We start from the raw sequence: 26,117 nt of genomic DNA, 5'->3' as shown, positions 1-26,117 counted from the left end.
TTGGCGATTGCCAAGTCTTTTAAAACAACCCATTTACTAAAAAGTCTACTGCTAACGGACCTAAGATTACGATAAATAATGACGGGAAAATGAAAAACACCATTGGGAAGAGCATCTTTACAGGTGCCTTCATTCCTTTTTCGCGAATTTTTTCACGTTGGTGCTCCCGAATACGTTGAGTTAAAGATCGCATTAAATTACCCATACCGATACCTAGCTCACTAGCTTGAATAATTGACGTAATAATACTTTGGAAGTGATCTGATGGAACACGGTTTCGGAGGGCAAAAAATGCTTCTCTTCTTGATTTCCCCAATTTCATATCTTCTAATGTGACTAAAAATTCCTCGGATATTGGACCTTTAGTTTGCCTACATACATTTGAAATAGCCTGTTCTAACCCCATTCCTGCCTCAATTGATAATGTTACCATATCAAAAAAATCTGACATATTTTTCTCTATTAAGCGAATGCGTTTCTTCTTTTTATAATCAAGATAAAAACTTGGAACGATGAAGGCAATTCCTCCAAGAGCTGTCGCTACTATTAGAGATGAAAAGATATTAAATGTAAATAGGAAAATAAAAAAGATAGAACTTAGAAATACATAGATTCCGAGACTAATTTGTGCAACTCGAAAGTCAACTGCTGTTAATTGAAATGGACGACCCGCATCCCGCACTCTTTTTTCGAGCTCTTTCATCGTACCTTTCGACATCGTTTTGATTACTTTTTTTCGAATATAAATCCAAGAAGGTCCGAGCACTCGACTAAAAAAATTATCGATTTGTTTACCTTTTATATTTTGCCTATTCGTTTTTTTAGTATCGAAAGAACCAAATTGACCTGTGATGCGACGCTCAATTAAAATCTCTTTACGAAATACAGTTAGTAAAATACCTGCTGTTATTAAGATTAAAAATACTAAGCAGTTTAATAAAAAGAGGAACATTACCATACCTACACCTCTATTCGGACAATAATACGAACTACTAACCACCCAACTAGTAGAAATAGACTTCCAAAACCTAATAGTAGCCAGCCAAGTAGTTCTTCTAAAAGAATCGTAAAGTAATCAGGATTTACAAAATAAAAATAGATTCCTAGAGCAATTGGAAGTAATGTAATGATAACTCCTGAAATTCGTCCCTCTGCAGTTAGTGTTTTAATTTCTTCTTTTATTCTCACTCGGCCACGAACCGTTTCCTGCATGGTTTCAAGTAATTCCGCTAAATTCCCACCTGATTTACGTTGAATTAATAACGCACTAACAACCATTTCAAGTGTTTTATCTGGTAATCGATCAACTAAATTTTCAAAAGCTTTTTCTAATGGGACCCCGTAGGAAACATCTTGAACAGTACGCTCAAATTCAGGACCTATTGGATCAGGCATTTCCTTCCCAATCAGTTGCATGGCCTGCATAAAGCTAAAACCTGCTCTTAGTGAATTTGCCATGATACCAAGTGCTTCTGCTAATTGATTTACACAACGAATAAGACGTTTTTTTCTACGATAGTTCAAGTAAAAAATAGGTATCCAAAAGCCAATAAGTATTGCAATAATACTAATGATAAAGTGATACCCTAAGAGCAAGGTAATTAAAAAGAGAAATAGAGACGAAGCGATTCGAATAACATAAAAATCTTCTGGTTTTAATAGTAGCCCTGCCTCTTGAATATGTTTCTTCAGTTTTTTATTTATAGGAAGGTTTTTAAAATTTTCACCAACTAACGTGATAATTGATGGTGTTCTATACTTCTTTAGTCGCTCTTCTTTACTTGAACTCTCATTTATTGAATCAGGTATAAATGTATTGAGCCTTAATGCTATGAGATTTAGCCTTTTTTGATTTAACATGAACAAACCTACTAATGCAAAAATGACTGTAAAGACTAAAAATATTGAGAATAAGATTGTAAACTTCTCCATATTTATCACTCCCCTTTAAACCATGACGTTGAAAATTTAAAACCATGGCGTTCAAGGGTTTCTGTGCAAACTGGACGAATACCTGTAGAAACGAATTCCCCATGTACTTTTCCATCCACGGATATTCCAGTCTCACGAAATACAAATAAATCTTGGAGAATAATGGTATCCCCTTCCATGCCGATCACTTCGGTAATATGAGTAATTTTTCTACTACCATCTTTCATTCTTGATTGTTGAATAATTAAATCAAGTGCACCTGCTATTTGTTCCCTTATAGCACGTACAGGTAGATCCATCCCAGCCATTAAGACCATTGTTTCTAAGCGAGCCAACATATCCCTAGGTGAATTTGCATGCCCCGTTCCCAAACTACCATCATGACCCGTATTCATTGCTTGTAGCATATCAAGCGCCTCTGCACTACGAACCTCACCGACAATAATTCGATCCGGTCTCATCCGTAATGAGTTCCGTACTAAATCTCGTATTTTTATTTCACCCTGCCCTTCAATATTTGAAGGTCGGGCTTCTAAGCTAACAACATGTTCTTGGTGTAACTTAAGTTCGGCTGCATCTTCTATCGTAATAATTCGCTCATCATTTGGAATAAAAGATGAAAGTACATTGAGTGATGTTGTTTTCCCTGAACCTGTTCCACCACTAATAAAGATGTTGAGCTTTGCTTTCACGCAGATTTCCATAAACTTTGCCATTTCCTCGCTCAATGTGTCAAAACTAATTAAATCCGTAATCGTATATGGATTTTGGGAGAATTTCCGAATTGTTATTGTGGGTCCATTTAACACGAGCGGTGGAATAATGGCGTTTACCCTTGATCCATCCGGTAAACGTGCATCCACCAACGGATTACTTTCGTCAATTCTTCTTCCTAACGGTGAAACAATTCGCTCAATCACTTTCAAAACATGATTATCATCATGAAAAGTAACGTCACTTTTATAAATCTTCCCTTTTCTCTCAAAATAAACATCTTCCGGTCCATTCACCATAACTTCTGTAATTTGAGGATCCGCTAGTAATCTAGTAATTGGCCCATACCCATATAGCTCATTTTTGACTGCCTGGATGAGTTCATTTTTTTCTTCAAATGTTAAGTATTCTTTTTCAATTTCAAAAAAGTTTTCTGCTAATTCTTTTAGTCGATCTTCATTTTTATCTTGATCAGGATTATTTTTAATTTCTTCTACAATGTAATTATGCAATTGTATTTCTAACTTTTTATTTCGATTTGTTTTTCGATAATCACTTTCTCTCACTATCGAAGGAATGGATGGACTTTCTTTCCCTTTCAATCGTTTAGATAACGGCAAACGATTTTCCTCCATTCATATTTATTACCTAGGTTGTAATTGTTTTTTACTAGCTTTTTGTACTTGGTTACCACTTAAATTACTAGCAAGCTTTAAAATAGATTTGGAGAATGAGCTTTTAGGATTTGTAATGGTAAGTGGTTTCCCTTCGTTAATAGAAGTGGTAATGTGTTTTTCTTTATTTGGGATGCGAGCAAAAACGGGGAGTTCTAAAATTTTTTCTACCGTTCCAGGTTGTATGCCTCTTACTTTATACTCACGGTTAAGGATTACCTTTACTTTCTCCTTTAAAGAAAGAGCCTCAAGCGTTTCAATATAAATCTTATTATTTTTTAACGTTGCGATATCCATAAACGTCATGAGTAAAATATCATTGGACTTTTCGAGGGAGGTTAATGTATGTTCCGTTAAATAAGGAGGGGTATCTATTAAGATATAATCGTAAGTTTCCTTACATTGTTTTATTAATTCGTGGATATGTTCATCTAAAATTGCCTCTGAGAATTCTGGTCGAATCGGTGCAGGTAGTATATCTACTCCAGAGCTATGCTTGCTCATAAATTTACTAAGGTCTTTCATGGGGGCATCATACTCTTCTTTTACCCATTCATAAATCGTCTTTTTTGGCTTTATGTCATAATATAATGACACATCACCGAATTGTAAGTTTAAATCTAATACGGCAACTTGATAATTCTGCTTTGCAAGGACCGTAGCAAGGTTCACAATAAGTGTTGTTTTCCCTACACCACCTTTTGTACTACAAGCTGTAATAATTCGACCATTTTTTCGATTTTGACTCCCCTTTATTTGGAAGGCCTTTTCTACTCTATTTATCACTTCCACTATTTTTCCTTCATTAGAAGAAGTAGAGAGAATATCCTTTGCACCACAACGGAGTGCTTTCATTACATTAAGATCTACTTCTTCCCCAGCCAAGATAATAAAGGCTTGCGGATGTAAAATTGAAAGACTTTCACAATATTGATAGTTTTCTTCGCCTTCATTGATGTCAATTATAATTGCAGCATTCGGATTCAGAGTGAGAAGTCTATGAATCTCTTCTTTATCCTCTTGAAAAATGAGAGAATATCCTCCATTCGTCATACACTTTTTAATGTTTATGAAGTTATCTGTGTTCCTTGTATGGCATAACCATTGAATTATCATGGCTTAAACACCCCTTTGTGAAGCTCATCTTCGTGAATATGAGTCGTTTCTGTTTCAATCGATGAATCCCCTTCACTTCGTAACGTTAAATAAATTTGATTTTCATCTCTAATAGCAAACCCCAAAAGTAAACCTTCTCTTGGCGTTACTTCGAGAGTAACAGTTTCATATCTCTTTGCTTCCTCAGGCAAATCTGCAGAGTGACCAATGGCTAACACTTTAATATTTTGTAATAACAGAGCAGCGGAATCATGTTGACCTGCAGTGTATTTAAATTCTTCTTCTGAAGGATTTAATACCGCCACTACATCTACTAAAGAACCAGGTTTAATGAATCCTGATACCCCCTGTACCACCGAAACTTGAAGTGACATCGCTCGTTTCCCCTCAGTGATTGGAATCAATGTATTTTCAGTAACTACTCGTTCTTCCTCTACTATAGGTTCTTCCTCAACAATTTCTTCTACAGGGGGTGGATCCTGTTTATTCTTTGAGAGAATCGAAAAGTATAAAATACCCGTCGCAATTAATCCAAAAATAAGAGCTGAAATCCAAATCTTTTTTGTATTCACGCTCATCCTCCACTTTCTAGGCTTTTACTCTACTAATTTATAGCCGTACGCACCGTAATTGGGTTGGGTTGGGGAACTGTCGCCGGAAGCTGTAAATTCCATAAACCTGCCAATAATTTCTTTCCCACCATCACCCGTACCTAAGAGGAAAAATTTTGCGAAACCTTCAATTTTAACCTTAAAAACCTTATTATTTTTTTCTTCGTAAATTGAGTAAATTGGAACTGTCACTATTTGTGCACATTCAACTGGTGGCGGGTTCGTTAAAAAGGTTGTAGCATTATATGTGTATATCTCCTTACAAGAATTCACACGTTCTTCTACTGCCCTTTTATTTGGTTGTTTCATAGTACCTTCTTTTATTTCTAGAATATCACCTTTCGAAACAGTTACTGTTGCTCCCTTTTCTAAATCATTTTCATAATCAGTTGCACCGTTACCTGAAATGATTAAAGCCCCCGTATTTCCTGAACCTAAATTACTCCCGTTACATTCTTCCCCCAAATTTTTACCAGATGGAGTTTCTTGTTTTAAGGTAATTTCAGTACAGTTTTTCCATACTTTATAATCAGCAATATCTACCCCTATAGGTACAACTCCTGTTCCAGACGTTAGTGGATTCAATTTTACTTTTGCAGTAGCAGTTATTGGTATTTCCGTAATACCAAATATTTTTCCAAATGTGTGCTCTACAATTGATGATGTTGTTACTCGAATCCACATTTTATCACTGGCAAATTCAACTACTGAATTTGTCTGTGGCACACCATTTTGTTCTGCTACCTCTTTTGCAAACCTTTCTGCTTCAGTTGAATCAAGTGGAAGCTCTTGTGCCCCCGCTAGTGCTCCAGCATCTGCTGCTTTTTGTAACATACTTTTCTCTGAATATAATCGACCGCCATCAATAGCGAGGGCGGTAAATCCAATTAATGCAACCATTGCGGCTGCCACTAAAATTAAAACATTTCCTTGTTCTCCTTCTAAATACCGAGTTAACCACTTATTCATTCACTCAATCCTCATTTTTGTAGTATCAGATAACGTTAAGCCGGTCGGAAAGAATGGTTGGATTATTGGAGTTAAAAAGGTAATTTGGTAATCAATTTTTACTGTAGCCAAGGATCCGCTTACTTTGTTAGGGTCACTATATGATACCGTCACATCACTTGCTGAAATTAAACTTCCACTTTTATCAACTGCTATTGTTACAACATCACTAAATTTCCCTAAACTTGCTGTTCTAGCTGCTTCTCGACCTGCATGATCAATTGTCAAGTAAACATGAAATACTCTTCCAAAGTCAATGATTCCACATAAAAGTAAAATCAATATTGGTAATACTAAAGCCAATTCAACCATTGCATTCCCTTTTTGGGATTTCACATCAGAATCCTCCCCATATGTAAGCTAGTAATGTTCCACTTACAATGGCTATACCATATGGAAAAGAGAATTTACTTTTCCCTTCAGTGGTTGCATGCATTTCTTTTGCATTTCCCCGGAAAACTGCAAACGTTATAAACATATGGGTCGCCATTTGTTTTATTCCCATTCTTCGTAAAAGAATAATTCCAGAAATGCAACCTCCTATAACGGCTGTAAAAAAAAAAGCGTACAAAACAAAAGTAGATCCCATTAATGCACCAATCGCAGCCATTAGCTTTACATCTCCTGCTCCCATTCCCCCTAACATAAAAGGAATAAGCAACAAGATTAAACCAAGTATGAAACCGCTAAAGCTGAACCATAGACCTTCTAATCCAGACTGAGCAGTAAAATAAATGAGCCCGAACAAAATAGCTGGTATCGTAACGACATTTAATATTCTTCTACTATAAATATCAGTAATTAAGCAAATTAATAAAACGGATAACAATACAATCTCTACCAAGGAAATTTCCTCCTTATAGGAAATTTTGAGAAAGCCTCGCTCATTAGCGAGGCTTTCAATTACTTTTTAATGTCTTTTGCAAGACCATCGAATAGCGTATGAACAGCTGTACCTAATGTTTTTGCACCAACCATTGCAACCACTGCTATTAAAGCTACTATTAAACCATACTCAACCATTGTTGCGCCTTCTTCTTCAATTACCAATCTTTTTAATGTCTCCATACCATTTCCCCCTATTAATAAACTTTTATATCCATTCACAACATTTAAATGTAAGTTCTCTAATCCAAAAAACACCTTTCTAATATCAAGTACTACTTTTTAATATCCCCTGCAAGACCATTGAATAGCGTATGAACAGCTGTACCTAGTGTTTTTGCACCAACCATTGCAACTACCGCTATTAAAGCTACTATTAAGCCATACTCAACCATCGTTGCTCCTTCTTCTTCCATCACCAATCTTTTTAATTGTTCCATACTAAATTCCTCCCAATAATAAATTTTTGTGTTCCAGTGCTATGTAGAATCAAAGATAATTTCAAAAAGTATCCAAGCACTGGTAACACTCACACCTTAACTTATGGGTATTTAGGTCAAATTATTACTAAAAGTAGTTACTTTTTTATTATTTAAATTTCAATATTTTGTAAATTAAATAAATCCTTAGTAATTAAAAACACTATATATAACATGAAAACCCGTAATTTCAAAGGTTCATCAAAAATTTTCCCGAAACTTTTTACCCATGCAAAAAAGACCGAAGAGAAACTCGAATTCCCTCGAGTTTGTCCTCAGTCCTTTTATCAAATATTTATCATTATTTTTCGTCTTCTAAAGCTTCTAAATATCTATACAGTGTTGATTTACTTATACCCGTCTCATTCTTAATATCATGTAGTGTATATTTTCCAGAGTGATACATGGCAATAGCCTTTTTTATATTGTCATCAGATTTTTTCGGTCGACCAATTGTTTTTCCTTGTTCCTTTGCTTGTGCGATGCCTAAAGTAGTGGACTGCTTCACGATGTCGGACTGGAAACTTAAGAAGGCGCTGACCATCTCTGTTAATGAAAACGGTAAAGCTCCGTTCGTCTCTACCTGCTCTTGTTGGAACTGTATGGTCACTTCATCTTTTTCACATAATTTTAGTAATTCATGTAGGTGACTGGTCGTATCTGCTAAAGCGAACATGCGTTGGACCACAATGACATCGCCTTTTTGCAATTGCATTAACAGCGATTCCAACTCGATTCGCTTTTTTGGCGCGCCATGCGTTTCTTTAAAAATTTGATCACAATAAGGCTTTAATTTACTTAACTGTTTTTCGCAATGTTCATCATTATATAAAGGTCTTACATATCCATAAATCATTTTAATCGCTCCTTAGAGTATTCCCAAAAATGTTCCTTTTTAGGAATTAAGGTGTTATGATAGTCAAAGAAATTTTTTCGATCTTTGTTATTGGCAAAATCGATATGTAAAGGAGAGTACCATGCAAAGTTTAAAACAACAATGGTTTGGCAACGTGCGTGGCGATATATTATCCGGTATTGTCGTGGCACTCGCTCTCATTCCAGAAGCAATTGCCTTTTCCATTATCGCCGGTGTTGATCCCATGGTCGGTTTATATGCATCATTTACGATGGCTGTCATCATTGCGTTTGCTGGCGGACGTCCTGGGATGATCTCCGCTGCAACTGGCGCAATGGCACTCGTCATGGTTCCGCTTGTAAGAGAGTATGGCTTGCAATATTTATTTGCAGCGACCCTTCTCACTGGGGTGATTCAAATCATTTTTGGCTATTTAAAAATCGCTAAGCTGATGAAGTTTATTCCAAATGCCGTGATGATTGGCTTTGTTAATTCACTTGCGATATTAATTTTTATGGCACAAGTACCGCATTTTATCGGTATTTCTACGATGACATATGTATTTGTTGGGGTTACGTTAATCCTTGTCTATACATTACCACGATTTATTAAAGTGATACCAGCACCACTTATTGCAATCATTTTATTAACAATCGTAGCCATTTTTAGTGGGGTAGACTTAAGAACAATTGGCGATTTAGGAACGATTACACAAACGTTACCATCCTTTATCATTCCAGACGTTCCATTTAACTTAGAAACATTACAAATTATTTTCCCATTCTCCTTATCATTAGCCATTGTTGGTTTAGTTGAATCTTTATTAACTGCACAAATTGTGGATGACATGACGGGAACCGAAAGTAATAAAAATCAAGAAGCACGTGGTCAAGGGATCGCTAATATTGTTACTGGTTTCTTCGGTGGTATGGCAGGTTGTGCAATGATTGGACAATCTGTGATTAATGTAAAATCAGGTGGACGTGGACGACTATCAACTCTGATTGCGGGCCTCTTTTTAATGTTTTTAATTCTTGTCCTTGGAGAATTGGTCGTTAAAATTCCAATGCCTGTATTAGTTGGCATAATGATTATGGTCTGTATCGGCACTTTTGATTGGACTTCATTTAAATATTTGGCGAAAGCACCTCGTACGGATGCAATCGTCATGCTTACAACTGTCATTATCGTTGTTTGGACACACGATTTATCTAAAGGTGTGATCGCAGGTGTTGTATTAAGTGCCATCTTCTTTGTTGTTAAAATTTCAATCTTGAAAATTCAACAAGATGGAAGTCGCTATATTGTAAATGGGCAACTATTCTTTGCCTCAACAGATTCTTTTGTCGATTATTTCAAATACAATGATATTACGAGTAAAAGTATTCAAATCGACTTTTCTAACAGTCGTATATGGGATGATTCCGGTGTAGGTGCCTTGGTAAAAGTAGAGGATTTATTGAGAGAAAAAGGAATACAAGTGGATGTCATCGAATTAGATGCTCCAAGTAAGAAAATCATTTCGAAATTACAAGGAATGTCGTCATCTCACTAAAGGGGGAATACCATGTATAAACGGATTTTATTAGCTGCAGATGGCTCTGAAAATGCTGTGCGAGCAGCCAAAGAAGCGATCAAAATTGCTTCATGTGATAGTGAAACAGTTATTGAAGTCGTGTTTGTTGCCGACTTTGAAAAGTCAAAATCTGACGTATTGCATTCAACTTCAAGTGAAGCATTGAATCTTGAACGTCGGAAAAAAATCTCGAAAATTGAACAATTATTAAAGGATTCAAAAGTTAATTATAAAGTGAACATTTTACACGGTGCACCCGGACCAGAAATTGTGAAATATGCCAATGAGCAACAAGTAAATTTAGTCGTGATCGGTAGTCGTGGATTAAACGGTTTACAAGAGATGGTTTTAGGTAGTGTCAGTCATAAAGTCATGAAACGTGTAAATTGCCCTGCTTTAATTGTAAAATAAACTATAATACCCGCGGATGCAAAAGAGACATTCGCGGGTTTCTCATTTATATGAACTTTTGTAAAACCATACTTCCATTATTGTTAGACACCCTTACTTCTGCATAAGCACCATTAACAAAAGTTAACTGAGGTGGCATATGTCCGCAGTCAATATCATAGGCAATAGGAAGGTTTAGTTCTTCTGCCAGTTCCATATAAACATCTAATATGTGATAATCCCCCACTGGCTCATTGGCTGCACTTCTTCCAAACAGAATGCCACTACAATGATCAAACCATCCAGCCAGTTTCATTTGAACCAGTGATCTTTGCAAGTCTGTTACATTCATTTGGCAGTTTTCAAAATACCAAATAATCGGCTCACTTTGAATGTATTGCTTTTGAAATTGCCGTACATCCCCATAAGGCGTACCAACCAAATGGCGAATCACATCCACACATCCACCTAATAGCCGTCCCCTTATATACATAGGTGTATTCGATATGGTTTTCCACTTAGTCTGTTCTGTCAGATGAAATACGCAATCTGTTTCATATTGATGTTGCCACTCCGCTTGGTACTTTTCAGATGGGTATTGGACAATTTCCTCCCCTGCTTTTGTGTGCAATACTTTTTCCCACACGGCCGTAGTAGGATCCGAAAATTCACCACGCAAGTCTACAAGGTTTGTCCCATGGGCAGTCGCAATCCCCGTTTTTAACGTAAGTGCTAACAATAGTACACTGGTATCAGAGTACCCAATCATCCATTTTGGCTTTAACTTTTCGAAATCTACATACTCTAAAATTTCAATCAATAATTCCCCTCCCCAAGGTGGAAAAATTAATTGAATGGTTTCATCTGCTAGCATTGCATTTAACTCACTAGCTCGAATTTTTGCTGGTGCTGATTTCGCCTTATACTGTGTCCAACAAGTATTACCCACTTCCACAAGATAGCCATTTGACTTCAATCGATATATTGCACGTTCTAGGAGTGAATGCTCATCAAAATGTAATCCAGCTGAGGGAGCCGTTACACCAACTTTTACTGGCTTATGTAAACTCGGATATATAATCATTCATTTCCCCATTTCCATTAAATCTATTATTACTAACATATTAGATCACACAGCCATTTAGGATTGTAGAGAAAAAAATACTTATTAGTTTTTGATGAATATAAAAAATAAACCGACTTCACTTTAATGAAATCGGTTTATTAAGGGAAAATAAATTAATTATTGGTTTTTATCAGTACCATTGTCTTGTGCTGAATTAATATTATGATCTGTCATAGCACCATCGCCAGTGTTGTTTGTACCACCTGTTCCTGTTGTTCCTGTTCCAGCACTACCAGTACCGCTACCATTCATTGTGCCACTATTCATTGTACCGCCTGTTCCTGTACCATTATTCGTGCCATTTGTAGTGCCATTATTATTAGTACCCATACCATTGTTTACATCATCCGTTGCATTATTACGATCATTCATATTTGTATCGTCTAAACCTTCATCAATTACATCTCGGTCAATTACATCATTTTCAACTGCACGTTCGTCATTTACACCACAACCCGCTAAAGCGCCTGCTAGTAAAAATGCAGCTGGAATCGCATATAATTTTTTCATTCAATAACCTCCTTCATTAGTGTGATATTAGCTTGCGTCGTTTTTTGGAGGTTATACCGAGTTTTTATTACATATCCTCACCATAAATAGCAACTGTTTGACGGACAATGGTGAATTGGTTGTTATTCCAATTGAGTAAGTTTTCTACATACCCTAAACCATCTGCATGAAAACGACCTGCAATTTGTTGTAACACCTGTAAGTCATACTTTCCATTCCGCGCAATATCGATTGGATATAAAGCACTTGGCGGATCAACCCATCCTTCAATCGGTTGTTTTAAATTGCCGTTTGAATCGTAAATTTCATTTAAATATTCCTGCCCTTTGTATTGAAGATCTAACGTATATTTTTTATGAGGATTTTCACTTATAACATGTGCTTTATAACCATTTGTATACACTACTTGATACGGATGTTGCTCACTAAACTGTATAGAATCAAAAATTTTTACCATTCTACCTTGTATACTGGAGTAAATATAGCCAATTAATATCCCACCACTTCCTCCAGTATCAAATACGACAAACACATCATTTATACCGTTTCCAGTAAAGTCTCCTAACCAAATTGTTGGATTGTATCCCTGATTTTCAGGAAAGGCAAATGTTTCGATACGATTTGTTCGTCCATATTTAATATGGAGGGAAATATTTACCCAATACGGGCTAGTTGGATCTTGCTTATTGGCAGTTAGGTATATCCAATCTGGAAATCCATCCCCTGTCACATCTCCCACTTTACTCGTTACAATAAGTGGCATAATTGGTCTCCAATGATAATTGTTCATAGCCCTCTCCTTATTTAACCCATTATTTTTTTGTTTATCTTTAATTAATGTCTTCTTTTAGGAAATGTGTCTAAAAACTTAAAAAACCCCACAAATTTGAGGGGTTCCGTTACCGCTTATTGAGCCAAGATAAAATAATAACAAAAATAAGTGCAAAGCCTAAATAGCCCATTAAGGAATACACTTTGCCAACTAAAGTTGTAAATCCTACAAAACTGGCCATAAAACCAATGGCACCAACTAAAATAACGGCCGGTTTATAAATCTCCTCTTTGGGTGAAACAAAACGAATAATAAATGAATACAAAAGTCCAACTGCCGTACTATAAATCATAGCTAGTAATGTGATGGCCATTAATATTCCTACAATCGGGTGTAAATTAATCGCAATTTCAAGAATTGGCATGTCCGTACCCGAAACGATATCCATTTTGGCAAACATCGCAATATTGATGAGTAAAATTAATACACCCAGGATGACACCGCCGATGATGCCGCCCATACCCGCTGATTTCCGACTACTCGCCGTACTACCAATAACCGTTAACATGGCTACACTTGTGGCGAGATTATACGAAACATAAAGAAATGCACCTATCAGCCAATTCGGAGCAGCCGTTCTTTGGTGTTGGGCTAACATACTTTGTTCAGTTAAAGATAAATCCATCGTGTATATAGAATAAATGGCGATAATGAGTATAATACCGAGTAAATAAGGTGTAGCAACAGCAATGACATTAATAATACTTTTTACATTTAACATCAATGTGGCAACGGTTAAAATGGCCATAACTAAACTGCCGATAAATGGGTCAATCCCAAATACCTGTTTAAAAGTTGATGCTGAGCCAGCAAACATCGCAACCGTTACTGCAAATAAGAAGAACGTAATTAAAATATCTAAGATTGTCCCAAATTTACGTCCTGCAATATGATAAACCACTTCTTTATGGGAGGTCGTCTGCAATTCATAGCCGAGCTGTGCAACATTCATCCCTAAGAACGCAAAGCCAATTGCCGCTACAAACGCTCCCAAAATACCATACAAACCGAAACCTGTGAAAAATTGCATAATTTCTTGGCCGGAAGCAAATCCTCCTCCAACAACTAAGCCAACAAATGCACCGCCAATTTGAAAACTCTTTTTCACCCATTCCCTCATTTCGCAAAAGTTAGAAAAAATAATACAAGCTCTTTCTATATGCATATGATTCTTTTTTCTATTCATACACCAAAAAACCGAATGAATATTTGCCAAAGTTCGCTAAGAAAAGTAGAAGTGGCTCGCCTAATTTACGAAAAAAAAGCGTTATTCCAAATGAACAACGCTCCCTAAATATAAAGTAAATAACCTTCTTTTATTTTTTCTCTCTTTTAAAAATAAGTTGCAATGCTATAGCTTGCCCGCTAAAAGGACCTACCTCAATTTTAACGAATTTGTAATCGTACATTGGACTCTCTCCCAAGTTATTTTAATGATCCTTGCTACCGCATGTTGACCATCGTTATATCCGGTAAAACAGACATTTGCATCGTTTGGATTTGTGGACGTGGAGGCATTTTCGGCTCAATAAATAGCGTAGAGTAATATGCTTCCGCAATCGTAATAATGTAGACTAAAAAGAAAACTTTTTTCAGTCAATGATACAAAGTAAAATTCTTTCTCCTTCTTGCAAAATAGTTACGTAAAACTTTCCTTCATTGCAATTCTAATAATTTATATACGAAGTACCTTTTAATTAGTTTCAAATTTCCATAAAAAATCCGGAGTGCTAATACCCCGGAAATTCTACTATCTATACACTCTACTTGAAACCGTATAACGATTAATGGCTTCAAGATTTGGTTTATATCCGATTCCTACTTGTTGTGGGACCGTGATATAACCATTTTCCACCACAACTTCTGGTTCAATAATATCTTGCTCCCAATAATGACTTGAGCCCGCCGTATCACCTGGCATCACAAAGTTGGATAGTGTAGTTAAAGCAATATTGTGTGCTCGTCCAATACCCGATTCAAGCATGCCACCACACCAAACTGGGATACCGTGTTCTTCGCAATAATCGTGAATTCTCTTCGCCTCGGATATGCCTCCCACACGACCAATCTTAATGTTAATGACTCCACAAGCACCTAACTCAATGGCTTTGCGTGTATCTTCTAAAGAGTGAATACTTTCATCCAAGCAAACCGGTGTCTTCAATTGTTTTTGTAATGCAGCATGGTCAATAATATCGTCATAGGCTAATGGTTGCTCAATCATCGTTAAGTTAAATTCATCTAATTGCTTAAGTAATTCGATGTCTTCTAGCGTATAAGCAGAATTTGCATCAGCCATCATCGGTACATCTGGGAAATGTTCACGTAGCGTACGCATCACATTGATATCCCAGCCTGGTTTAATTTTTACTTTTATTCGCTTATACCCGTCCTTAATGGCCTTTTCAACAACTGCCACCTGTTGCTCCATAGTAGGTTGAATTCCTATGCTGATTCCTACTTCAATTTTTTCTTTTGTCCCACCTAGCACTTCCATAAGTGATTGATTTTGAGTTTGCGCATAGATATCCCAAATCGCGCCTTCTATAGTGGATTTGGCCATACAATTTTTTCGAATCCCTTGAAAACTTTCGGACACTTCATCCGGATGCAAAATTTCTTTATTTAAGATGATCGGAATTAAAAAATCCTCTAATATATACCATGTAGATTTCATTGTTTCCTCGTTATACCAAGGCGCCTCAAACGCTACCGACTCTCCCCATCCTATACGACCACTTTCATCTTTTGCTTCTAATAGCAAAAATTCTTTGTCTTGGATTGTACCGAAGCTTGTAGTGAATGGGTGTTTTAAACGCATTTTTAAATGGCGAATGGTTACTTCTGTAATTTTCATTGTGCTCCTCCTAATAAAATCTCCTTTTTAACGAATACATAATGATGAACTTCTTTTCCTTTTTCCAGTTCTGGGATTGTTCGAATTTCTCTAATTTTCAAGTAGATCACTATTTTCAATAATTATAACAAGATTTACTCACTAGCAAAAAAAGAAAAAACCCATCGTTAGCACGCATCTAGCTAATAATGGGTTATTGAATATACTAATATTTATATGCTTGTCCACCATCAATTGGAATGACCGCTGCATTAATAAAGTCGGCATGGTTTGACAGTAAAAATGCAACTAGGTAACCAACTTCTTCAGGTTTACCAAAACGTTTCATTGGATTTGGTTCGACAAATTGTTTTCCTACCGCTTCCTAGTTTACAGGGTCAATTTGTTTTAATGAACCTTCTACCATTATGTTTAGAAATCATGGACACACCATTATTCATGAACTCCGTGTACTTCATCCTATAGATAGATGTTCCAATCTTTATCTAACACTCTTGATTCCAAATTTTAGAATGTTACAATAATAGTACAGTTTTAAAAAATTCGGAAATTTTTCGGAAACTTAAAATAAAGGGGTTGTAATATGTCACGTCAACACATAGGGGTACTTTTTGGTGGAGTGTTGCTTTTAGTCGTTGCGATGGGGATTAGCCGATTTGCATTTACGCCTATTTTACCGTTTATGCGAATCGATGAAGGACTGTCCTTTGAAGCAGGCGGTTATTTAGCATCAAGTAATTATATTGGCTATTTCGTTGGGGCGCTGGGTGCAGGATTTATTTATAGAAATAAGAAAAATGTTTTACTATTAAATGTTTTGTTAAACGTGGCCTCTATTATTTTAATGGGCCTTACAAACACGTTTTGGCTATGGATCATTTTACGTTTTATCGCAGGAGCTACAGGTGGCTATATTTTCGTATTAACATCTAGTATTGTTATGGACTATTTAGCTTCCCACTATCTTACTAGATTTTCAGGCTTTCTGTTTACAGGGATCGGTTTAGGTATTGCGATTTCTGGATTACTAGTGCCTTTTATAGAAGTATCTTATCAGTGGGAAGGGACGTGGCTCGGGTTAGGTTTGTTATCTGCCCTCTTTTTCGTTACAACGGTACTGCTGTGGAGAAAAGTTACAATTAAAGATGCAGAAAAAGTACCAAAATCGAAAGACACAAAATTTCTTCAAGGTTTGATGCCATGGCTCATTTTAGCTTATGGGCTTGAGGGGCTAGGTTATATTATTACAGGTACGTTTTTAGTGGACATTATTTACAATATTGAAAGTTTAAGAGAATATGCAGGTTATAGCTGGGTCGTTACAGGGTTGGCAGCGGCTATTGCTTCACCATTATGGAGCAAAATGATATCGAAGTTCGCTACGGTAAAAGTACTCATTATTGCTTACATATTACAGGTAATCGGGATTATACTACCTGTTCTTTTCCAAACTGCATGGAGTGTACTATTATCTGCCTTTTTATTCGGCTTTACATTTGTTGGAATTGTTTCGCTATCAACAGGTTATGCACGAGAGCTATTTCCAAAACAAAGTGGCGCCGTTGTATCTGCATTAACAACGGTTTATGCAATCGGTCAAATTATTGGTCCAATTTTAGCAAGTGGTTTCGAGTCCTATTTTAATAGTTTCAAAGCACCATTAACATTGGCATGCGTCGTCGTTACATTAGCGCTCTCGGTTCTTTTATTTGGAAAATGGTTTAGTGAACGAAAACAAGGTGCCCCTGTGCCAGATGTCTCAAACAATCCATCTTCCCTTTCCTAAACAGTTGCTCTTATGGAGTGACTGTTTTTCTTATCTTCATCACCCTTCATATACATATTCTTTTTATTTTTTGTGTTATGTTTAAGAGAGTAGTTTCACACACTATTATCTGTTTAGGAAATTGAAGGAGATTTACCGTGAAACCCCAAAATTTAAAAGTTACCTTTGCTCTTTTATTAAGTAATTTATTTATCTCTTTCGTAGGGATTGGCCTTGTTATTCCCGTGATGCCAACCATTATGAATGAAATGAATTTAAGTGGCTCTGTCATGGGATACATGGTCGCTGCCTTTGCTATTGCCCAACTAATTGTTTCTCCTATTGCAGGCAAATGGGCAGATAAATATGGTCGTAAAATTATGATTATATTGGGTCTGATTATCTTTAGCATTTCCGAGATTTTGTTTGGCTTAGGTACGATTGTTGAGGTTTTATTTATATCACGTATTCTTGGTGGAGTAAGTGGGGCCTTTATTATGCCTGCTGTTACAGCCTTTATAGCAGATATTACGACTGAAAAACAACGATCAAAAGCACTCGGATATATGTCTGCCGCGATTAATACAGGCTTTATCATTGGACCAGGAATTGGTGGTTTGTTAGCAGGATTTGGACCGCGCATTCCCTTCTTTGCAGCCGCAGTTTTAGCCGCAATTGCCGTGATTATTTCTTTTATCTTTTTAAAAGAGCCCCAGAGACAATCGATTGAGACAACTAGTGAAAAAGCCACACCGCAACTAAAACCCGGATTAGGTCGTATCTTTGCTCCCATCTATATTTTTGCCTTTTTGTTGCTATTTTTTAGTTCCTTTAGTTTGGCTTCATTTGAATCGTTATTTAGTTTATTTGTCGACCATAAGTTTCAATTTACCCCAACGGATATTGCCATATTAGTAACAGGTGGCGGATTAATCGGCGCGATAGCACAAGTTTTATTATTCGACCATCTAACAAGATACTTTGGTGAAATAAAAGTGACGTTGTTCAGTTTTATTATTTCTGCTCTTCTCGTTTTCACAATGACGATCGTTAATTCTTATTGGACTGTGATGATAACTTCTTGTATTGTCTTTGTGGGCTTTGACCTTATTCGCCCAGCTATTACATCCTACTTATCCAAGGTAGCGGAAAACGAACAAGGATTTATTGGTGGAATGAACTCCATGTTTACAAGCCTTGGGAATATATTTGGACCTGTGATTGGTGGAATATTATTTGATATTAACTTCAACTTCCCTTATTATTTCGCGACACTTATTTTATTAGTTGGAATAATCATTGGCCTGTTTTGGAAAAAACCAAACACAGCATTATAGCATGAAAAAATGACCCAAAGGATAACACAATTGGGTCATTCTTTTTATTAGAACGTAACATTTACTGGATGATCCTCTTCATAGTCCATATTATCCCATGAAAAGAAATGTAGTTGCATTTCTAAATTATTTTCAAAGGCAGGCAGTTCATACCCTTCCATTTCTGTAAATGTTAACGTAGCAGTTGCCGCTTTACCAGGAGCTACTTCTTGACTCATCGTTAAAATCGTTTCATCTACCATACGATCATCGACAGATACGCTACGTGCTTGTACTTCAATGGTATCTGATCGTTTATTTTCAACATCAAATATCACTTCTACTGTATTTCCCCATACCTCATCGTTTTTCTTAACAATCTTCACAAGTGTAGCTTTCACATTTTCATTATCTACAATCGCTTGATTAAGCTCCTGCTCATCATTCGTAGCTTCTTCTGTACTTTCTTCTGTATTTTCTTCAGTAGTCTCTACATTTCCTTTGTCTTCTGTATTATTAACTTCCCCGCCAAGGTTTTCCTCTGTTGTATCTCCACAAGCTGCTAAGGCGAAGGAAAAGAACAATAATGCTATACTAAATATAATTTTATCCATGAGTAAATTCCTTTCTGTGTTTTTAAATTATCCGGTATTATTAATATTTGTTTGATTCTAAATAATATTCCTTCTACACTCAAAGTTTTATTACATGGATAAAATTAATTAATTAACGTAAAATACAAAATATTTAGATTACTTTGTCCGACAATAACCTGTATAATAAAAACTATCTTGTAAATTTATTGGGCTTTATGGATTTAAGAACTTCTTATTTCACACGTTTTATGATGGAATTTTAATAAAATATCTATACAACATAAAATCGTTTAAAGCCATACTAACATTTTCGTACTGGAGGAATTAGACCATGAAGAATAATCATAAAATTATTGACTGTACAATCCGTGATGGAGGGTTAGTGAACAATTGGGATTTTAGCGTTGAATTTGTTCAAGACCTGTATAATGGCCTAAGTGCTGCTGGCGTCGAATATATGGAAATTGGATACAAAAACTCTCCTAAACTATTAAATGCAACGGAGCCAAATCCTTGGAGATTTCTTGATGATGACTTCCTAAAAGAAATCATTCCTGAGAAAAAATTCACGAAATTATCTGCCCTTGTTGATATTGGCCGTGTAGACCCAAATGATATTTTACCGCGTGCAGAAAGTGTTTTAGATATGATTCGCGTAGCTTGCTATATCCGCGAAGTCGATAAAGGCTTAGAACTTGTAAATATGTTCCATAACTTAGGGTATGAAACATCACTAAATATCATGGCGTTATCTAGTGTGCCAGAGCATCAGCTAATTGAAGCATTTGCCATGATTGAAAATAGTCCTGTTGATGTTGTGTATATTGTTGATTCATTTGGAAGCTTAGATCCTGACAATATCGAATACCAAATTAAAAAGTTCCAAGCGATGTTACCAAATAAGCAACTTGGGATACATACGCATAATAATTTACAATTAGCATTCGCTAATACACTAACGGCAATGAAAAATGGCGTAACTTTCCTAGACTCTTCTGTATACGGTATGGGACGAGCTGCTGGGAACTGTCATACAGAGCTATTAGTTGGATATATTCAAAAAACGACGTATGAATTAAAACCAATACTTGGGGTTATTGAAAAGCATATGTTAGCAATGCGTGAAAAGTGGGAGTGGGGCTATATTATTCCTTTCATGATTTCCGGTGTGCTAAATGAACACCCACGAGTTGCAATGGCTTACAGAAATAGCGATAAGCGTGATAACTTTGTCGATTTTTATGACATGGTTACAACACCTGAAGCTACCCTTGCAGCTACAACGAAAGCATAAAAAATGAAAGCTACTCAATAAGAAAGGCATCCGAAGAAATTTTTCGGATGCCTTTCATTTATTCTTCTTGTTTTGGAATCATAATTTGTCCTTGTTTGCCATTTTCTAAAAGTGTTTGCATAATTACTTTTGATAATTTACTTGGGCTATAAGGTTTTACTAAAAAATCTTGTGCACCTAAAGAATACCCTCGTTCTTGTTCGTCAAATGCAGAGGAAATAAAGATTGGAATTTGCTTTAATTGCTCATCCTGTTTCAATTCATTCATGATTGTCCAACCATCGATTTCGTTTTCCTCTAGTTTAATATCCAGTACTAGGGCATCAGGAGGAGATGCTTTTATATGATTTAAAGCAGCTTGTCCATTGTTAAAGCAAGAGACTTGAAAGCCACTGCTCGTTAACTCCTGAAATAATAAATCTGCTAAGCTTAAATCATCTTCAATTATGACCACATCATGGTGAATACTTAAGCTATTATCCTTATCAGGTGCAAATTGTTTGTCTTCCTTTTTAATATTAATTTTTGGAAAAGTTAGTGTAAATGTACTTCCCTCTCCGATTTGAGAGTCAACAGTAATTGTCCCATCGTGTATTTTGACAATTTCCGCTACAATGGATAACCCTAGACCCGTACCACCAATTTGACGATGATCTGTATTATCTATTCGGTAAAACTTCTCAAAAAGATGGGGAATAGATTCTTTTGGTATGCCTAACCCTTCATCCTTTACATCAATAATTAAGGAATGTTCATTTTCATAAAGATGAATATAAATATTTCCACCCTTTGGAGAGTATTTCATTGCATTACTAAGTACATTCGTAAAGATTTGTTGGATCTTTTCTTTATCACCGAGTATTCTAGTTTGCTCTGTATCTACAGATAAATGGATTTGGTGAATTAAAGTCTGTACTTGTTGGTTCTCAATTACTGTCTCCCATATTGGACGTATATCAATATACTTTTTCTCGTAGGATTGTTTACCTGATTCCATTCTTTGTATATCTAAAAAGTCGTTAATTAATGCTGATAATCGTTTCGCTTCACTATAAATAGTATTTAAATACTTAGTTTTTCTTTCAGGCTTTAATTCTTTATGGAGCAATAATTCCGTAAATCCAAGCACACTCGCTAACGGTGTACGTAGCTCATGACTAACCGTACTAACAAACTCAGACTTCATTTGATCAACTTCGAATTCCTTTGTTATATCACGATGTACAATAATTGTGCCTGCAGCTTTTCCCTCATTCACGATTTTCTTACAATACACTTGAATGACATGTGAATTTTCCTTCAATTGATAAATAAACGTACTTTTTTCATCATTACCTCTCAAAGCAGCTGAAATGGCTTCATCAAGGTTAAATATAAATTGTTTATCTTTTATTTTTTCACCTAGCTTAGAACTCCATTGAGACCACGAAAAACTAAGAACATCCTCTTCTCCTAAGCTATCAAACATTTCGTATAATTGATGGTTAACTTGTATAATGTTTCGATTTTGATCAATTAGTTGAATACCTTCTTGCACTGTATTTAAAATATCCTGGTTAATGCTTCTTGCTTCCTCTGAGCGTTCATACAATTTGATTTTATCGAGTGAAATGGCAATTTGTTTCGTGAGTGTTTCATATTCTTCAATTTCCTTATCGGTATATGGATAACCGAATCGGCTATAGACCATAATTGCTTCTACTTTTTGAGAAGTAGTAGTTAGTATAGGTAAATACAAATCATAACTATAATTGATCGCTTCGTGGTATCCCTTTTCAGATATATCCTGTTCACGCTTAATGACAAAAGCTTTCTTCGTTTCGATCAGTCTTTGGTTAAGTCCTGAATGTAGGTTACTTATAAATTGTCGAGCACCTGTTTCTGAAACACCAGAAGAAGCATATGAATTTTCATAAAGCAGTGCAATCATCCCACTATCAGAGAATGTAATTTTGCACATATTCGAGACAATACTATTTAATACTTCTTTTTTATCCAAAGAAGTAGATATTCCATTAATTAATGCACTATGATTAGTTAGCTTTTTCTCGTTTTCTAGTAAAGTTCCAAGGGTTTCTTGTAGTTGGTCTTGTCCAGCTTGTAATTCGTCTTGTTGGGCCAATAACTCTTCATTATGCGCAATTAAATCTTGTTCCTTTACTTGAAGGGTTGAAACCATTTTTTGAAACGCAATGGACAATAAACCTAACTCATCTTTCCGTTCAGGATATGTTTGAATCACCGCATCCCTACCTGCCGCAATTTCATTTGCAGCAAATGCAAATTTCGCCAATGGTTCCCCAATGTTCTTGAAAATTCTCTTAATAATCCGCTGTAGTACAAACAGGAAAATCAGAATAAATACGATAAATGCTATTTGGATGTATGTTGTGTAAACGGAGAGCTTCTTAACATTATTTTCAAGCTGTTTCCCTACTAACATGATTGAATTGAGCATGGACTCCCGAAATTTTTCTATTTGCTCATTTGAAAATTCATCTAGTTGTTGATTATCTCCATTTTCATTTCTTGCTAAATAAGAAGGTAATAAAACTGTAAAAAAATCAGCGGAGAATTCACGAATCATGTCTGTGTTTACACCATCAACCTTATAAGTTTCTAAAGGTATTTCAAGCGCAGTAGTTAATTTTTCAATCTCCTCTTCCTGACTTAATAACTTGCTTTCCATTTGAGGCGTGATTAGTTCTGAATAGGACAACATATCAATAAACGTTGTATCATATAGGTCGTTTATTTTAATAAGTAAATTACGTTCATAGACTATTTGTTCCCGTTCTTCAATATATTTATCATTTAATTCATTTTGTATATAAAATAATAGAATTGTCCCTAAAATAAAAAATGAAATACTGATTCCGAATAAATAAACAATCTGATTCGAGAAACTCTTTTTTATTTGATCGTTAAGCTTCATCTATAATTTCCTCGACCCGTTCAATTAGTTTGATCGGGCTAAATGGTTTACTCATAAAATAATCTGCACCCGCCTCTAAAATTCGGTCTTGTTCATTTTGTTGGCTTTTTGCAGATAACATCAGTATTTTTACTCGACTTCCATTTTCTGTTGAACGAATTTTCTTAATAACATCCAATCCACTAAAAATAGGCATCATATAATCTAAGATTAAGAGATCAAACTCACCAGGATTAAACAGATCTAAGGCTTCTTGTCCATCTGCTGCTTCAACCACTTCATAGCCTTCATCTTCTAATGTATCAACAACTAACATTCTTAGTACGGCTTCATCTTCGGCTAATAAGATTTTCTTCATTGTGTTTCCTCTTTCCCTTCATTTGTTGTTTTACGATAGGCAACTCTTTTTAAAATAATAGGAATGAGCGTATCCATTTTTAAAGCTTCAATGGAGTAGAGGGTATTCATTGTCGTACTCCATTTCATACTTAATAAATTTAAAGCAGTTAAGCTCCTTATCTGATCGGCCAACATTTATTTCACTCTTTTTAAAAGTCGCTTAATTCTTGCATCTAGTTCTGTCGTACTAAAGGGTTTTGTTACGTAATCATCCGCACCTAATTTTAAAGCACTTGCAATATCTTCATCTCGTTTTCTTCCTGTTAGCATAAGGACAGTAAATCGATCGGCATATTTCCCACCTTTTATCGCTTGAAGTACTTCCAAACCATCCATACCTGGCATCATACCATCCAATATGAGGAAGTGATTCTCCCCATTTTGTGCATATTCTGATTGTAGGAAAGTCGCCCCATCTTCATAAATTCCAATTTTAATATCGAGTCTTTCATCTTGGATACCTCGCAGAAGCTTTTCTAAAATCGAACGAATAATAATATCATCATCGACCACCGATATATGAAGAACTTTTTTATTATACAAATCCACACTGTTGTGAGATAGTTCAACCCTTGCCCGTCCTAAACGCTTTGCTTCATATAAAGCAACATCCGCTTCTCTCAAGGCATCTTTTAGCGATGTATCCGAGTTACTCACTGTATAAACTCCGGCAGAAAACGTTATAGAAAATTTCTTCTCATCGTGTGTAAAGACTTTTTCTGAAAACCTCGTAATCATATTGGTTACACATTTTTGTACTTCTAGATCATTTGCTCTTGGGAAGATTATAGAGAATTCCTCTCCACCCACTCGATAAACCATATCACCTTTACGTACTTCATTTTTTAGGAATTGTGCAAATTCACTTAAAACCTGATCGCCTGTTAAATGGCCATATGTATCATTTATCTTTTTAAAATAGTCCAAATCTAAAATACAAATTGTGAAGACTTGTCCCGTTCTATTTAAATCATGTAATTGTTTTGTATAGCTATCTTCCAAAAATCGTCTATTGTACACTTGTGTTAGTTCATCAATTAAAACAGATTGATCAAAAATTTTCTTGCGCTGTAAATGTCGCTCGATGCGAACTAAAAATTCATCAATTTCAATTGGCTTGGAAATGAAATCATCCGCACCATTCTGAAAAGCTTTTATTCTAGTCTCTTTATCATGATCAATACTAATCATAATATTAGGAATAAAATATTTTTCGTTATGTTGCTGAATTTCATTTAAAATTTCAAAACCATTTTTTGTTGGTAAATGGATATCGATAATTAAACAATCCGGTTGTAACTCATAATACTGCTCAACCGCTTTTTCGGGATCCACATTGGTAATGACCATTAATCCCTTTTCCTCTAATACATCCTTTAATAAAATAAGCATTGAAATATCATCATCTACAATTTGTACGAGCTGTGTATCATGGTGCCATTCTCGGTTATTTACAGTTTGCTCTTCTTCAAAATGTTCATATTCATAGGTTAATTCAATTAATTGAAATAGATAGTCTTTTAGATCCTTTTTGAGCCAATTATATTCGCTATTTTCATCTAATTCGGCAAGCAAATTACGCGCCAGTTGAGCTAATCCTTCAAGATTTAATGTTCCAGCTGTTCCTTTTAAGGAATGAAGAAATCGATAAACTTCTGTTGAAGAGATTGTTTCAACTTCCTCTGATTCAAACCAATTCGTTAATTCCTTTTTTATATTTTGAAAAAGTAGATTTTTGTACTTTTGTAAATCCACTAATAGTTCCACCTTCCCAATGCTCTTATATTATTAAAAATTATCATACAAGAGTCCATTACTTTTATCACGATACATTCTATTAAATTAATAAAGTGAAACTTCAATCCGTGGGGGTTTTCTTCATCCCCCACGGATTGTTAGTTGAATCAATCGGGCTTTTACGGGCAGTTGATCTCCCACCTATCCTTTTTGTTCTACTTAAGTCTTGAGGTGGGAGTCTTTACTGCCCGTTAATGCGGGATAAAATTATACCGTTTCACTTTACAATATCACAGAACTAAAAACTTTCCCTCTGATACACTTTTTGGTTTTTAAAACGTGCTATGTCCATCTTATTCTACATAGCTTGTGTTGACTATACTTCTTCGTTTAGTAAGTTACTTTATTTAATAAGTAAGCCCGAAATAAAAAATAACGCACCTTCCGGCACGCACGGCGAATAGCCTTCAATCCACTGCTTTTTTTGGATTGAAGGCTATTATTTTATA

The 26,117-nt window shown here is 35.7% G+C and carries 26 protein-coding genes and 1 pseudogene; 5 read left to right on the top strand and 22 right to left on the bottom strand.

The window, feature by feature from the left end:
• Positions 1-19 precede the first annotated feature (19 nt).
• The 11 genes from EK386_RS14940 to EK386_RS14890 all read right to left on the bottom strand — a co-directional run bounded on the left by EK386_RS14940 (position 20) and on the right by EK386_RS14890 (position 8,275).
• A complete protein-coding gene (locus EK386_RS14940) occupies positions 20-958 on the bottom strand; it encodes a type II secretion system F family protein (protein WP_126659986.1) in 939 nt (312 codons plus the stop codon).
• A 2-nt stretch (positions 959-960) separates the two neighbouring features.
• A complete protein-coding gene (locus EK386_RS14935) occupies positions 961-1,932 on the bottom strand; it encodes a type II secretion system F family protein (RefSeq protein WP_126659985.1) in 972 nt (323 codons plus the stop codon).
• A 5-nt stretch (positions 1,933-1,937) separates the two neighbouring features.
• The gene (locus EK386_RS14930) at positions 1,938-3,266 is read right to left on the bottom strand and encodes a TadA family conjugal transfer-associated ATPase (protein WP_439331239.1); all 1,329 of its coding nucleotides are present in this window, start codon (positions 3,264-3,266) and stop codon (positions 1,938-1,940) included.
• Between the two features lie 24 nt (positions 3,267-3,290).
• Positions 3,291-4,436 (bottom strand): CpaE/TadZ family protein, encoded by a 1,146-nt coding sequence (locus tag EK386_RS14925; protein ID WP_126659983.1) that lies wholly within the window; start codon positions 4,434-4,436, stop codon positions 3,291-3,293.
• Positions 4,433-5,008, bottom strand: a complete 576-nt coding sequence (gene cpaB, locus EK386_RS14920) for a Flp pilus assembly protein CpaB (protein ID WP_158674441.1) — start codon at positions 5,006-5,008, stop codon at positions 4,433-4,435. The genes EK386_RS14925 and cpaB overlap by 4 nt, the downstream gene beginning before the upstream one ends.
• Positions 5,009-5,032: 24 nt before the next feature.
• Positions 5,033-6,016, bottom strand: a complete 984-nt coding sequence (locus EK386_RS14915; RefSeq protein ID WP_126659981.1) for a pilus assembly protein TadG-related protein — start codon at positions 6,014-6,016, stop codon at positions 5,033-5,035.
• A complete protein-coding gene (locus EK386_RS14910) occupies positions 6,017-6,391 on the bottom strand; it encodes a TadE/TadG family type IV pilus assembly protein (RefSeq protein WP_218939074.1) in 375 nt (124 codons plus the stop codon).
• 1 nt (position 6,392) lies between these two features.
• A complete protein-coding gene (locus EK386_RS14905) occupies positions 6,393-6,899 on the bottom strand; it encodes an A24 family peptidase (protein WP_126659980.1) in 507 nt (168 codons plus the stop codon).
• A gap of 59 nt (positions 6,900-6,958) precedes the next feature.
• Entirely contained in the window at positions 6,959-7,123 is a 165-nt protein-coding gene (locus tag EK386_RS14900) for a Flp family type IVb pilin (protein WP_126659979.1), read from the bottom strand.
• A 92-nt stretch (positions 7,124-7,215) separates the two neighbouring features.
• Positions 7,216-7,380 (bottom strand): Flp family type IVb pilin, encoded by a 165-nt coding sequence (locus EK386_RS14895; protein ID WP_126659978.1) that lies wholly within the window; start codon positions 7,378-7,380, stop codon positions 7,216-7,218.
• Between the two features lie 340 nt (positions 7,381-7,720).
• Positions 7,721-8,275, bottom strand: a complete 555-nt coding sequence (locus tag EK386_RS14890) for a recombinase family protein (protein WP_126659977.1) — start codon at positions 8,273-8,275, stop codon at positions 7,721-7,723.
• A 121-nt stretch (positions 8,276-8,396) separates the two neighbouring features.
• Here EK386_RS14890 and EK386_RS14885 point away from each other — a divergent pair, with 121 nt between their 5' ends.
• Together EK386_RS14885 and EK386_RS14880 are read left to right on the top strand one after the other, a co-directional pair.
• A complete protein-coding gene (locus EK386_RS14885) occupies positions 8,397-9,830 on the top strand; it encodes a SulP family inorganic anion transporter (protein WP_126659976.1) in 1,434 nt (477 codons plus the stop codon).
• Positions 9,831-9,842: 12 nt separating this feature from the next.
• Positions 9,843-10,262: a universal stress protein gene (locus tag EK386_RS14880; RefSeq protein WP_126659975.1), complete on the top strand. Its 420-nt coding sequence runs from the start codon at positions 9,843-9,845 to the stop codon at positions 10,260-10,262.
• Between the two features lie 46 nt (positions 10,263-10,308).
• Here EK386_RS14880 and EK386_RS14875 read toward each other — a convergent pair whose 3' ends face one another.
• The 6 genes and pseudogenes from EK386_RS14875 to EK386_RS14850 form a co-directional block, all read right to left on the bottom strand.
• The gene (locus tag EK386_RS14875; RefSeq protein ID WP_126659974.1) at positions 10,309-11,325 is read right to left on the bottom strand and encodes a S66 family peptidase; all 1,017 of its coding nucleotides are present in this window, start codon (positions 11,323-11,325) and stop codon (positions 10,309-10,311) included.
• A 159-nt stretch (positions 11,326-11,484) separates the two neighbouring features.
• Entirely contained in the window at positions 11,485-11,877 is a 393-nt protein-coding gene (locus EK386_RS14870) for a hypothetical protein (RefSeq protein ID WP_126659973.1), read from the bottom strand.
• A 67-nt stretch (positions 11,878-11,944) separates the two neighbouring features.
• Entirely contained in the window at positions 11,945-12,667 is a 723-nt protein-coding gene (locus tag EK386_RS14865; RefSeq protein ID WP_126659972.1) for a YybI family spore inner coat protein, read from the bottom strand.
• Positions 12,668-12,776: 109 nt separating this feature from the next.
• Positions 12,777-13,817, bottom strand: coding sequence for a YkvI family membrane protein (locus tag EK386_RS14860; protein WP_126659971.1), 1,041 nt, complete (start codon positions 13,815-13,817; stop codon positions 12,777-12,779).
• Positions 13,818-14,459: 642 nt separating this feature from the next.
• The gene (gene menC / locus EK386_RS14855; protein WP_126659970.1) at positions 14,460-15,566 is read right to left on the bottom strand and encodes an o-succinylbenzoate synthase; all 1,107 of its coding nucleotides are present in this window, start codon (positions 15,564-15,566) and stop codon (positions 14,460-14,462) included.
• 205 nt (positions 15,567-15,771) lie between these two features.
• A pseudogene (locus EK386_RS14850) lies at positions 15,772-15,972 on the bottom strand (SDR family oxidoreductase); the annotation flags it as partial.
• A gap of 177 nt (positions 15,973-16,149) precedes the next feature.
• Between EK386_RS14850 and EK386_RS14845 the strand changes: the two are divergent.
• Both EK386_RS14845 and EK386_RS14840 read left to right on the top strand, forming a co-directional pair.
• Complete coding sequence (locus tag EK386_RS14845) at positions 16,150-17,352, top strand: YbfB/YjiJ family MFS transporter (RefSeq protein WP_126659969.1); 1,203 nt, start codon at positions 16,150-16,152, stop codon at positions 17,350-17,352.
• A gap of 137 nt (positions 17,353-17,489) precedes the next feature.
• The gene (locus tag EK386_RS14840) at positions 17,490-18,668 is read left to right on the top strand and encodes an MFS transporter (RefSeq protein WP_126659968.1); all 1,179 of its coding nucleotides are present in this window, start codon (positions 17,490-17,492) and stop codon (positions 18,666-18,668) included.
• Between the two features lie 47 nt (positions 18,669-18,715).
• Here the strand turns inward: EK386_RS14840 and EK386_RS14835 are convergent, their stop codons facing one another.
• Positions 18,716-19,261: a hypothetical protein gene (locus EK386_RS14835; protein ID WP_126659967.1), complete on the bottom strand. Its 546-nt coding sequence runs from the start codon at positions 19,259-19,261 to the stop codon at positions 18,716-18,718.
• 313 nt (positions 19,262-19,574) lie between these two features.
• On the opposite strand from EK386_RS14835, the gene EK386_RS14830 reads away from it, so the two are divergent.
• Positions 19,575-20,537, top strand: coding sequence for an aldolase catalytic domain-containing protein (locus EK386_RS14830; protein ID WP_126659966.1), 963 nt, complete (start codon positions 19,575-19,577; stop codon positions 20,535-20,537).
• Positions 20,538-20,595: 58 nt separating this feature from the next.
• Here the strand turns inward: EK386_RS14830 and EK386_RS14825 are convergent, their stop codons facing one another.
• Genes EK386_RS14825 through EK386_RS14810 form a run of 4 tightly spaced genes read right to left on the bottom strand, consistent with a single transcriptional unit; the run spans position 20,596 to position 25,626 of the window.
• On the bottom strand, positions 20,596-23,472 hold the full coding sequence (locus EK386_RS14825) for an ATP-binding protein (RefSeq protein ID WP_126659965.1): 2,877 nt from the start codon (positions 23,470-23,472) through the stop codon (positions 20,596-20,598).
• Positions 23,462-23,830: a response regulator transcription factor gene (locus EK386_RS14820; protein ID WP_126659964.1), complete on the bottom strand. Its 369-nt coding sequence runs from the start codon at positions 23,828-23,830 to the stop codon at positions 23,462-23,464. Before EK386_RS14820 ends, EK386_RS14825 begins: the two co-directional genes overlap by 11 nt.
• The gene (locus tag EK386_RS14815; RefSeq protein ID WP_126659963.1) at positions 23,827-24,006 is read right to left on the bottom strand and encodes a hypothetical protein; all 180 of its coding nucleotides are present in this window, start codon (positions 24,004-24,006) and stop codon (positions 23,827-23,829) included. Before EK386_RS14815 ends, EK386_RS14820 begins: the two co-directional genes overlap by 4 nt.
• Entirely contained in the window at positions 24,007-25,626 is a 1,620-nt protein-coding gene (locus tag EK386_RS14810) for a GGDEF domain-containing response regulator (protein ID WP_246027687.1), read from the bottom strand.
• Positions 25,627-26,117: the final 491 nt, after the last annotated feature.

This window comes from Lysinibacillus antri (genome assembly GCF_003977595.1).
Taxonomy (GTDB): domain Bacteria; phylum Bacillota; class Bacilli; order Bacillales_A; family Planococcaceae; genus Ureibacillus; species Ureibacillus antri.
Note: the sequence above shows the minus strand (reverse complement) of the source record. Positions and strands in the feature narration are given on the sequence as shown.